7 protein-coding genes are annotated in these 12,285 nt (G+C 42.4%); 4 read left to right on the forward strand and 3 right to left on the reverse strand.

Annotated elements, in window-relative coordinates:
• The first annotated feature begins 96 nt into the window (after positions 1 to 96).
• Complete coding sequence (locus NLP_RS27215; protein ID WP_104909049.1) at positions 97 to 1,494, forward strand: hypothetical protein; 1,398 nt, start codon at positions 97 to 99, stop codon at positions 1,492 to 1,494.
• Positions 1,495 to 1,742: 248 nt separating this feature from the next.
• Here NLP_RS27215 and NLP_RS27220 read toward each other — a convergent pair whose 3' ends face one another.
• Both NLP_RS27220 and hemW read right to left on the reverse strand, forming a co-directional pair.
• Positions 1,743 to 2,630: a UTP--glucose-1-phosphate uridylyltransferase gene (locus NLP_RS27220; RefSeq protein WP_104909050.1), complete on the reverse strand. Its 888-nt coding sequence runs from the start codon at positions 2,628 to 2,630 to the stop codon at positions 1,743 to 1,745.
• A 10-nt stretch (positions 2,631 to 2,640) separates the two neighbouring features.
• Positions 2,641 to 3,822, reverse strand: coding sequence for a radical SAM family heme chaperone HemW (gene hemW / locus NLP_RS27225; RefSeq protein WP_104909051.1), 1,182 nt, complete (start codon positions 3,820 to 3,822; stop codon positions 2,641 to 2,643).
• A gap of 398 nt (positions 3,823 to 4,220) precedes the next feature.
• Here hemW and NLP_RS27230 point away from each other — a divergent pair, with 398 nt between their 5' ends.
• Positions 4,221 to 5,297 (forward strand): PIN/TRAM domain-containing protein, encoded by a 1,077-nt coding sequence (locus NLP_RS27230; RefSeq protein WP_104909052.1) that lies wholly within the window; start codon positions 4,221 to 4,223, stop codon positions 5,295 to 5,297.
• A gap of 67 nt (positions 5,298 to 5,364) precedes the next feature.
• Here NLP_RS27230 and NLP_RS27235 read toward each other — a convergent pair whose 3' ends face one another.
• Positions 5,365 to 6,159, reverse strand: a complete 795-nt coding sequence (locus NLP_RS27235) for an Rpn family recombination-promoting nuclease/putative transposase (protein ID WP_104909053.1) — start codon at positions 6,157 to 6,159, stop codon at positions 5,365 to 5,367.
• A gap of 518 nt (positions 6,160 to 6,677) precedes the next feature.
• Here NLP_RS27235 and NLP_RS27240 point away from each other — a divergent pair.
• Positions 6,678 to 8,624 (forward strand): amino acid permease, encoded by a 1,947-nt coding sequence (locus NLP_RS27240; protein ID WP_104909054.1) that lies wholly within the window; start codon positions 6,678 to 6,680, stop codon positions 8,622 to 8,624.
• 249 nt (positions 8,625 to 8,873) lie between these two features.
• Positions 8,874 to 12,116 (forward strand): PAS domain-containing protein, encoded by a 3,243-nt coding sequence (locus tag NLP_RS27245; protein WP_104909055.1) that lies wholly within the window; start codon positions 8,874 to 8,876, stop codon positions 12,114 to 12,116.
• Positions 12,117 to 12,285 lie beyond the last annotated feature (169 nt).

A 12,285-nucleotide genomic window follows, 5' to 3' on the forward strand; every position in this document is an offset into this window, starting at 1 on the left:
ATCTTAAATCAATTAACCCTGCTAATATCAAGCTGAAATACTACTCAGGCACTTTGCTATACAGCTCATGAAGAAAAATAGTCAGAGGGAAAAACTATGAGTTTAGTATCTGATATTGTTCTGCTACAAGACTTAACATCGTCATCTGATGACAATTTAGTCCAGCTTAAAGCCGTACTTCCGGCGACGGTAAATCGCTTAACCAACCCGACGTTAGCAAGTATCTTTGGTGATGACCTGAAATTTGGTATTGCCTCTTTCAAGGATAAGCCACTCCCACCTTTTGGGGGTTACGCTGACTATGTATATCAAGCAGAAGTCGCTTTGACAAATAATGTCACAACAGTTAAAGACAAAATCTTTAACTTTGAAGCTTTTGGTGGCAATGATGGGTCAGAATCACAATTAGACGCACTCTTGTATGCAGCTTTAGATAGTGGTGGCAGTCTTGGTTACAGAGTAGGTTCATTTCGTGTTGTTATAATAGCCACCAATAGTATTTATCACGTTGCTGGCGATCGGGCAGCAGTTAGTCCAAGTGATACTATTGCCAATAATGGAGATGGTATAGTTGATACTTATGAAGATTATCCAGAGATCGGACAAGTAAAAACTGCGCTAGAAGCAAATAACATTATTCCAATTTTTCTAACTACGAGTGATGTTGCAGGTCATTACGAGACACTAGTTACCCAGCTTGGTCGAGGTAGTGTACTAACTCTTGGTTCTAAAAGTGAGAATTTTGCTGATGCCATAAAAGAGGCAGTTGCTCGAGCCAGAAATGTGATAAGTACTGATGTTGCTACCACAAATGGAGACGATACCTTTAGTAGGAGGGATTTTTCGCCTGGCGATAAGGTTATTTTTGCTGGGGATGGTGATGACAGTATTTCGCTTTCTGGTGTTATTGGTAATCATTACATTGATGGGGGGGCAGGTTCTGACATCCTTGTTGGTGGAGCTGGTGCAGACAGAATAGATGGGGGTAGTGATGACGACATCCTCAAGGGGAGCAACGGTGATGATATTCTCTTTGGCAGTAGTGGAAAAGATATTCTGATCGGGAACAAAGGCAACGATTACCTACAGGGAGATAGTGGGGATGACTTACTAGAAGGAGGCGCTGGTTTAGATAAGTTTGCATTTGCAACAGGATCGAAGTTTGATATTAGGGAACTCGGAGTTGATATTATTAGTGACTTCACTCCTAAGCAAGACAAGATCCAACTATCTAAATCTACCTTTACCGCTCTAAGTAACTCAGTCTTCCCAACTAAATTAAATTCCGCAGACTTTGCCACAGTGACGAACGATACTTTGGCTGCAAGTAGTAGTGCGGCGATCGTTTATAATAGCGCAAATGGTAGTCTCTTTTATAACCCGAATGGTTCCGCGGATGATTTTGCTGAGATTAATTCCGGGGGTAAATTTGCACAATTAGGTACTAACTCTTTTCCGACTCTAACTACCGCTAGTTTTGAGGTAGTTTTTTAAGGATGCAGTAGGAAGGAAGTAGAAATTCTTTGTGTCTGATTTTGAGTCCTGCATTTTGTAACTCATCTACCTGAAAACTGCTTTAACAAAAAAACAGGAGGCTGTTACCAGGGGCAAATTAAACGGTATAGTTTCAAGATGCCTCAAGTCCTTGTTCAGCGCTCTGCTTACCTCAATGGATTACTGTCTGCTTGAGCCATCTTAAAAAGTGAGATCCTCCCAGACAAACGAATTGAACTGAGATTAATCTATATTTTTCTAAAATCAATCATTGTCTGACGATAAGCATCTGGCAAACCTGTATCAAAACACTTGCCTTTAACAACATATCCTGTCATTCCCTCTTCCTGACGCAATCTTTCCAGACAAGATGTTAACTGAAATTCCCCTCGTTCTCGAAAATTTTGCTTAATATGTTCTGCGAGAAAGTCAAAAATTTTCGGCGTTAGTAAATATAAGCCAAATATACCTAAAAAATCATTTTCTAACATTCCCTCTACACGTAAATGCTGTTGTGCATACTCAATAGTCGGTTTTTCATAGAGTTGTGTAACTGACAAAATCGAGTTTAACTCTTGCCAAACTCCTGTTATACACCCAGCTTTATGAATAATTTCTGCTGGCATTGTAGTTAAGCCAACAATGTTTTGATTAAGTTGTTCGTAAACATCTAAAACTTGATGCGCACAAGATTTTTCAATATCAGATGCATAAATATGGTCGCCCAACATCAGCAAAAACGGCTCATTTTGTACCCAATCCTTGGCACAAAATACCGCATGACCATAGCCTAATTGTTCCTCTTGTAACAAAATGGTAATTCTGCTACCTAATTCTTCCAAATATCGACTATATTCTTGATTTTCTGGTGAGAGTTTTTGTAAAAGCTCTTTTTTGGGTGGATTTTTCAATAAATCTGCAAATATTTCTTTGTCATCCGGCTGCACCACGATCCCCACTTCTGCAATTCCAGCACCAATTGCCTCTTCAATAATTGCGAGAATCACAGGTTTTGCCCTACCATCTCGATCGATAATCGGGAAAAGTTCTTTTTTGACAACTTTAGTAGCTGGAAACAAACGAGTACCGAAACCAGCTACCGGAATTACAGCTTTTCTAACTTTATTTTTTTGCATAAGCAGTTCGTCACCCCAACTTCTCAAACAACTCCGCTAACACTACATTAGAAAACAAAAACCCTTGGGGATCGATCAAACGCAACCTTCCCTCTGCAATTTCCACCCAACCTTTCTCAAAATACCCTTGCAAACACCGACAAATCTCCTCCACCTTCTCTTCCCCAAACGCCTCTACCAACGCCGCCAAACTCAAACCCTCTGCCAAACGCAACCCCAACATTAACGTTTCTAACAATACCTCCTTTGGGGGAGTCACATCACAATCAATTACACCGCCAGCTTGTACCCATTGGTAATACTCCTTAGTTTTGCGCGGACGAGTGAAGCGTTTCCCCTCAACATAACTCGCCGCACCCATACCAAAGCCATAATAAGGGCGGTTTTCCCAATACACTCGATTATGCCGACACTGATGACCAGGTTGAGCATAATTAGAAATTTCATAATGCTCATAACCTGCACTAGTTAAAACCTGCTGACCCATCTGGTACATTTTGACTGTGGCTTCATCTGTCGGCATTGGAGTATCGCCAGGTTTGTAGTAACGACCAAAGGCTGTACCTGGTTCGATGGTAAGATCGTAAATGGAAATGTGAGTGGGTGCGATCGCCACTGCTTTTTCTAGAGAATCCTGCCATTGATCTAAAGACTGATGCGGCAATCCAGAAATTAAGTCTAAGCTAAATACGGGAATCTTGACTTGGTGGATTAGTTCCACTGCTGCAAAAATATCTTCAACTGAGTGCGATCGCCCCGCCCTTTGCAATAATTCTGCTTGAAAGGCTTGTACACCCAGACTTATCCGGTTCACGCCTGCACTGCCATAGCCTGCTATATGGGCTAAATCAAAGGTAGCTGGGTCAATTTCCATAGAAATCTCTGCCCCAGACGCAATCCCAAAATGCTTCTGTAGCTCTGTGATTATCCGTTGTAACTGCTCTATTGATAGCAGTGAAGGAGTACCACCACCGAAGAAAATTGTCTTTAGGGGTTGATCAAATGCTGGTGTAATGGCAATTTCTTGACATAGCACCTCAACATATTGGGAGATAGTACCAGATGTTTCACCCCGCAAGCGATCGCCAACAACAGACACCGGGAAATCACAATAAAAGCACCGCCGTCTGCAAAAGGGAATATGCACATAAGCAGAACTCGCAATTCCAGAAATACTAAATTTTTTACTCATTTTGAGAAAGTTTTAAGTTAATCTAACTGCAAATTAGAGACAATGAAAATGAGGAAAGAATTCAGGACTCAGGAGTCAGGAGCCAGAATAATTGTAAAATCAAGCGTGCAATCACTTCTTGATTTTATTAAAATTATTAAGTTTGGGTATCAAAGTCTTCTTAATTCTGACTTTTTGGATTCTGAATTCTTACAAAATGAGTAGTTTATTTACAAGTTTTTGTCGTTTTACAACGAAACAATGAAAAATATTAAGATAAAAGCCTTTAGTTATAATAATTGCAGATATTGTCAGCCTAAACCCCTAGTGTAAGTCAATATTGATCAGTTTATCTTACCGATGAAATAAAAAATACTTAACTTTATCGGTTAACACAGTTGCAGGAAAACAAGACAACCATGCTTGACGCCATTATTATTTTCTCATTTATCCTAGCAGCGTCGGGAATAGGGTTCTACAGTATTGAACTACTACCCAGTGGGGCGCTAGATCAGGTAACGAATCTAGAAGCTTTACGCTTAGTTGTTGCCGTCTTTGCCGCTATTATTGGTGGTGCGATCGGGTTGAGTTTCCAGACGACATATCGTCGCCTAGAATCACAAGTTAAGGAAATGCCTCTGGAAGTGATTTTAACTCGTGCCATTGGCTTAGTAATTGGGCTATTACTAGCCAACCTGATGCTAGCCCCACTATTTTTGCTCCCTATCCCGGCAGATTTTGGATTTATTAAGCCATTGGTGGCAGTTGTCGGTAGTATTATCCTCTCCGTCACTGGTATGAATTTGGCAGACACCCACGGGCGAGGCTTATTGCGGTTCATTAATCCTAACACCGTCGAATCAATGGTAGTGGAAGGAACATTAAAACCAGCCAATACCAAAGTTTTAGATACTAGCTGTATTATTGATGGTCGTATTGAAGCCTTACTAGAAACAGGGTTTCTGGAAGGGCAAATTCTCGTACCGCAGTTTGTCTTGCAAGAACTTCAACAAGTAGCGGATGCTAGCAAAGACCAAAAGCGGGTACGGGGAAGGCGAGGACTAGAAATTCTCAACCGCATTAAGGAAGATTATCCCGATCGCATCCTGATTAATGCAGTTGACTACGAAGATATTCCCACAGTGGATGCCAAGTTAGTACGCTTCGCCCAAGAAATTAGCGGCACACTGCTAACCAACGACTACAACTTGTCTAAAGTTGCCAGTGTTCAGAAAGTACCTGTTTTGAATGTGAATGATTTAGTGAATGCCGTCCGTCCCAGTTATTTACCTGGCGACAACCTGGATTTGAAAATTCTCAAGGAAGGCAAAGAACCCAGTCAAGGCATTGGCTACCTAGATGACGGCACAATGGTAGTTGTTGAAGAAGGTAGCAGTTATGTGGGTGGTGAACTGCGAGTAGTAGTTACTAGTGCTTTGCAAACTACAGCAGGAAGAATGATTTTTGCCAAACCGCAAGCTTCAGCATTGGCGTGAAACAATGGGATGTTTGTTCAATTCGAGTGAGACTTGGTAATCGGTGCAGGTTGACTGCACCGATTATTTATTGATTGGACTCACGAGACTCACTTGCCTGTAAATACTGTAACTGCTCAATTGATAACCGTGTAACTCTGCCGATCTGTTCTAATGGCATACCAGTACTAAATAGATTTCTTGCCACTTCAAGTAAAGCTTCAGCCTTGCCTTCAGCCTTGCCTTCAGCCTTACCTTCTTGCAAAATGTCTTGATAAATCGCTGACTCGCGCATAATATCTGACCTCAAAACTCGTTTAATAACCTCTTTATCTAATACTAAACCAGCTAAAATCGCTGTAGAAGCAGCAATATTACTTTGAGTTCTTAATTCTGTAATACTGTTAATTTCCCGTGCCACTTCGTTAAGTATAACTTCTGGAGCAATTGTATTGCTTAACACTGCCAAAGGTAAAAGTCCAGGTGTTCTCAAAAATACTTCAGTTGGTTGTTCCCAAAGTCTGATAACTGCAAATTCATGTCGTGTGCCAGCAATTGTAAATGTATTTTGTTGTACCAAATTTGAATTTGTCTGCTTGAGGTAAATTACGACTTGATGCATTGCTTTGTCTGGAAAGCGGCGATATGCTCGTAATCGATAGTTAATCATCCGAAAAGGAATTTCCGGATCGACTTGGGTTTGAAATTCCAAATGCAATATGCTTTGCTCTGACTGCAACAGAATTAGAGCATCAGCCCGAATCGGTTCGAGAGATAATTCTTTTGGACTTAGTTCTGTTAAATTAATAGATTCGCCTAATAACCACGTAGCGAAATCACTGGAGAAGTTCTCAACTAATAATTTGCAGATATTGTCAAACATCTGAATTAGTGTAGTTGGGACAGACGGGTTCACATGATGCTGGGAACCTATCTAACACATTGCCTGTATGTTGTATACGACTATATGTCCATAATTCCATCAAACTAAAGTCTGCGTCTATACAAATAGAGTTATAGATTAGCAGGTTAATTATTTTATGGTCAGTTAGATAAACATCATATAACTAAAAGTGACTTTTGTTTTAGGGCTGATTTGTTATTTGCGTACATACCTTGTTTAGCAGCGGCGTTTTTTTTAACTGATACAGCTTGAAGGTGCTAAGGATACGAAAGCGTTAACCCCCAAATATACGGTTGCGGTATTGATTATTCCTATACCAAAACCTGCAACCGATCTTGATCTGGTAGACGACTGTGAACAGCTACTATATATTTTGTAAATCGGACAGGATGCTTAACATACAATAATAGTGCTATGCCTTTGTAGTTAAAAATTTTAATAAACCACGAAGGCTTAAAAAAATCACAAAGCCGACTTTTGCAACACAACCGTATTTGATGGCTAAATCAATTGTTTCAACAAAACGGCTCGGCAGCCAGTTAATCCATTGGTTGCTTGAAGAAAACCGACAAGAGAAAAAAGGGCCTTACCGCAAGGAAGAAGCACATCGCCAGCATTCTTGGTGGCAGGTGATGTGCTTGACTGGTGTAGATTATTTCTCGACCCTTGGCTATCAACCAGGGATTGCAGCACTAGCGGCTGGCGCTCTTTCTCCTATAGCTACCCTGATTCTGGTTTTGCTGACGCTCTTTGGAGCGTTGCCAATTTATCGGCGCATTGCTGCCGAAAGCCCTCATGGTGAAGGGTCGATCGCAATGTTAGAGCGTTTACTTCCCTGGTGGCAAGGCAAATTACTTGTACTGTGCTTACTTGGCTTTGTGGCAACTGACTTTATTATTACCATTACTTTGTCAGCTGCTGATGCTACTGCCCATATCATCGAAAATCCGCTGACACCAAATTGGTTTCACAATCAGACGATCGCAATCACCCTGATATTAGTTGCACTACTAGGTGCAGTTTTCTTGAAAGGTTTCCGAGAAGCCATTGGGATTGCAGTAGTTTTGGTGGCAGCTTATCTGCTGTTGAACTTCATTGTCGTTGGCGTCGGTGTGTATCAGATATTAACTCACACAGAAGCGATCGCGAACTGGCAAACTGCACTTTTTGCACGCCATTCCAATCCTTTGATGCTAATCGGCATCTCTCTCCTCATCTTCCCCAAACTAGCGCTGGGATTGTCAGGTTTTGAGACTGGTGTTACCGTTATGCCCCTGGTTAAAGGTAGCAGTAACAGCACTCCACAGCATCCCAAAGGGCGGATTCGGAATACACGCAAGTTGCTCACCACTGCTGCTCTGATTATGAGCTTCTTTCTGCTTACCACCAGCTTTATAACCACTCTACTGATTCCAACCGCAGAATTTGCATCAGGGGGCAAAGCCAACGGACGGGCCCTTGCTTATTTAGCACATTTGTATTTAGGCAATGCCTTTGGCACAATTTACGATTTAAGTACTATTTCTATTTTGTGGTTTGCAGGTGCATCTGCAATGGCAGGGCTGTTAAATATCGTGCCTCGCTACCTACCACGCTATGGCATGGCACCCAATTGGGCACGAGTAACCCGACCATTAGTGTTAGTCTACACAGCGCTCGCTTTTGTGGTCACAATTATCTTCAAAGCAAGTGTAGAAGCGCAAGGCGGGGCTTATGCAACTGGTGTGCTTGTGTTGATCACCTCAGCCGCCTTTGCCGTCACCTTATCAGCTCACCGTCATCGACAGAAGCGGGCCAAACTCGTTTTTGGCATCATTACACTGTTATTTTTATATACCACCATTGTCAATATCATCGAAAGACCAGAAGGGATTAAGATTGCTGGGTTTTTCATCGGTGCGATCATTTTCACCTCGCTGGTTTCTCGTGTTTGGCGTTCAACAGAACTGCGAGCAGAGCGGATTGAAGTTGACGAACTTGCTAGGCAATTCTTTGCCGAAGATAGCCAGGGAACAATACGACTGATTGCAAATCGGTTGAATACGGGCGATGTCCTAGAGTATTTTATGAAAGAGAAAGAGGTACGCGAAGACAACCATATTCCAGCCAACGATCCAATTCTGTTTCTAGAAATTCATGTATCCGATGCTTCAGAATTTGCGGATGTGATCGTAGTAAAAGGGGTACAAGTTGGTGATTATCGCATCCTCCGGGCTGAAAGTGCAGCAGTACCGAATGCGATCGCAGCTTTACTACTTTACATTCGTGACCAAACAGGTAAGATTCCCCATGCTTACTTCGGCTGGGTTGAGGGAAATCCCATACAATACCTATTGCGTTTTATCTTGTTCGGCGAAGGTGACATTGCTGTAGTTACCCGTGAAGTACTGCGTCGGGCTGAAAAGAATCCCCACATGCGACCTGGTATTCATGTTGGGGGTTGATTCAGGAGTGCTGAGTGCTGAGTAAATTAAAATCACTCAGCACTGTTTCGTTAACAGAGTTCTTTTTTCTCCTTGTTCCCTTGTCTCCCCCTTTCCTTGTCCTATAAAGATGCGGTAAAAAATAAACCAGTGAAAGAAGTAGCGATCGCTGCTTCTGCCTCAAGATGGAAGAAATTGCCCTAAAATTTATGTGATGATCAGCCACTTAATCTGAGATTAACTTTAAAATTATTTAATTAACTTTTTAGAATGCCAGACGCGGAAAAGTTCCAGAACCAGCTGGCTAATCACAAGCTGCTGCATCGGCAAGTTAGTAAAAAGGCAAAATCTTTGCTAGTAGCCAGTGAAGAAGAAGGAATGGTGCTTCAGTTGGCTGATGGCACTATCCAAGCTTGCAATGCCGCTAGCGATCGCATTTTGGGACTGACCGCACAACAGCTTGTGGGGCAAAGTTTGCTCGATCCCAAGTTGCAGTTTATTCATGAAGATGGCTCTCCTTTACTCAGTGAAACTCACCCTGCGATCGTTACCCAAAAAACAGGTAAACCTTGCTTAAATGTGGTGTGTGGCTTTTATAAGCCAAATGGTGAGCTAGTCTGGCTATTGTTTTCCTCGCAACCTCTGTTTCAAATTGAAGGAAGTAATCTGTATGCGATCGTGACAACTTTTTCGGATATTACGGAATCTAAGCATACTCAGTTCCAGGAGGACTGTAGTTGCGAACAAGATACTCAACGATTTGATGTAGATGAATTTCAAATACTGTGGGATAGTCATCATCTGTTTCAACAAATTGCTGGCACTCTTCCGGGGATAATCTACATTTATGATCTAATTGAGCAGCGAAATTCTTACGTTAATTACGAAATTGCTCAAGGTTGGGGCTACACACCAGCAGAAATCCAGGCGATGGGAAAAGAGTTATTTACTCAACTTTTACACCCTGAAGATTTGGCTCGACTCCCTAGCTATTTTGAAAAATTTAATTCTGCTTATCAGGGTGAAGTCCTCAGCTTTGAATACCGGATTCGACACGCCAATGGTGAGTGGCGCTGGTTTTGTAGCTATGATACTGTGCACAGCAGAACTGCTGATGGATTGCCGCAATATCTTTTGGGGATCGCTTTTGATATTACAGAGCGACAACATATAGAAATTTCCCTGCGGCAAAGTAACGAAAGGTTTGAGCTAGCAGCAGCTGCGGTTAATTGCCTAATCTATGACTGGGAGATTGGGAGAAATACAGTGGAAAGAACTCAGGGTCTAACCCAGGTTTTTGGCTACACACAACAAGAAACGGAACCTACCTTCCAGTGGTGGCAAGAACGCATCCATCCCGATGACCAACAAAGAGTTAATGACCAGTTCATGGCTAGTATGGCCAATGGAAACCGTTATCGGATTGAGTATCGAGTACGTCACCAGGATGGCCGTTATTTGTGGGTGGAAGACCAGGGGTTTGCAGTCCGGGATGCAAATGGTCAGGTAGTTAGGGTAGTTGGTGCGAGTACTGATATTACCGAACAGCAAGCTGCTTTATGGGAACGTCAAAAAATTCAAACAAATCTGCGCGAGAGTGAAGAACGGATTCGGTTGGCCACTAATGCTGCTGAACTGGGTATGTGGTTTTGGAATATCATTACCAACGAGTTAATTTGGACAGACAAATGTCGGCAGCTGTTTGGACTGTCTCTAAAAGCCGAAATCAGCTTTGAGATTTTCCTCAACTGTGTATATCCAGAAGACCGCCAATGCATTCATGAAGCGATCGCCCGCTCTATTGAAGAAAATGTTGACTGTGATCTAGAATACCGCAACGTTTGGTCTGATGCTAGCATTCATTGGATTGCTGCCAAAGGTCGCGTCTTTTATGATGCTGAGGGGAAGGCAGTACGGATGATGGGTACTACCCAGGATATTACCCAACGCAAACAGGTAGAAAATGATTTGCGCCAGCGTGAAACTCAATTAAGGCGGTTAGTAGATTCCAACATTATTGGCATTATGTTCGCCACTCCTGACTACATTACTGAGGCGAACGAGGCTTTTTTAGAAATGGTGGGTTATACACGAGAGGAACTATTAACGGCTAAGGTACACAGACAACACATCACCCCACCTGAATATCATGCTGTCGATCGGCAGGGGCTAGAACAACTTTTAACGGTTGGGATATGTACTCCCTTTGAAAAAGAATACATCCGCAAGGATGGTTCCCGCATTCCCATATTAATTGGTGGTGCTTTGGTGGAGCGAGAGCCAGCGTCTTGGATTTGTTTTATTCTTGACCTAACCCCCAGGAAGCAATTAGAAAAGGCACTCAGGCAACAAGCTGAGGAACTCAAACAGGCAAACCGGAATAAAGATGAGTTTTTGGCTATTCTCTCCCACGAATTGCGATCGCCCCTCAACCCCATTTTAGGGTGGTCATCGCTACTCAAAAGCCGCAAATTTGATGAAGTGACTACAAATCGTGCTTTGGAAACCATCGAAAGAAATGCTCAATTGCAGATTCAATTAATTGATGAGTTGCTGGATGTTTCCCGAATTATTCGTGGTAAGTTGAACCTGACTTTTGCCACTGTTAACCTGGTAGCTGTAATTGATGCTGCATTGGAAACAGTCCGGTTAATTGCCGAAACCAAATCTATCCAGATTAGAGTACAGGTTGACCCCAAGGCTAGTAAAGTGTTAGGCGATTATTATCGCTTACAGCAAATTGTCGGGAATTTACTCTCAAACGCAGTCAAGTTTACTCCCTCTCGTGGTTCAGTGGAAGTAAGTCTCTCATTGAGTGGTGAGTTAACTTTCCACTCTGCACTAATTCAAGTTAAAGACACAGGTCAAGGTATTTCCCCTGAATTTCTACCCCAAGTATTTGAATATTTTCGTCAAGCCGATAGCAGCACAACCAGGAAATTTGGCGGACTGGGATTGGGATTGGCAATAGTTCGTCACTTAGTAGAGTTGCATGGTGGTACTGTAAGAGCAGCCAGTCCCGGAATTGGACAGGGAGCAGTTTTTACTGTCAGACTGCCTGTGATGAAGGAGAATGAGGGTGCAGGGGAAGCAGGAGGAGCAGGGGAGAAATTTAACTCGTCAGTTCTGCGTGGACTAAAAGTATTAATTGTCGATGATGATGTTGACACACGTGAGTTTCTGCACTTCTTGCTACAACAGAATGGGGCGTTGATAACTGCCGCAGCATCGGTAAATGAGGCGCTTAAAATTATCGCACAGGCTGTACCTAATTTATTAATCAGTGATTTAGGAATGCCAGAAATGGATGGCTACAGCTTGATTAAGATGCTCAGAGCCATGCCCAAAGAGGAGGGCGGGGAAATTCCGGCGATCGCTCTTACCGCCTATGCAGGAGAAAGCGATCGCGATCGAGTTTTAGCAGCTGGTTTTCAGAAACACATTGCCAAACCAGTACAACCAACTGAATTACTCACCTTGATTGCAGATTTACTAGGTCAAAATCATGACTAAAACTCTATTTCTGTTCATTGGATTTTAGGCTGAACTGAACCGTACTGTGTGATGAGGAATACACTATCATTAGGCTTGTGTTTTGTCCACAAACTAGTATATGAAGGCGCTACTATTATCCAGGGACAAAAGTACGTCTTGCGATCGGATGTTATGTACAGTCAATAGT

Source organism: Nostoc sp. 'Lobaria pulmonaria (5183) cyanobiont', from assembly GCF_002949795.1.
Classification (GTDB): Bacteria; Cyanobacteriota; Cyanobacteriia; order Cyanobacteriales; family Nostocaceae; genus Nostoc.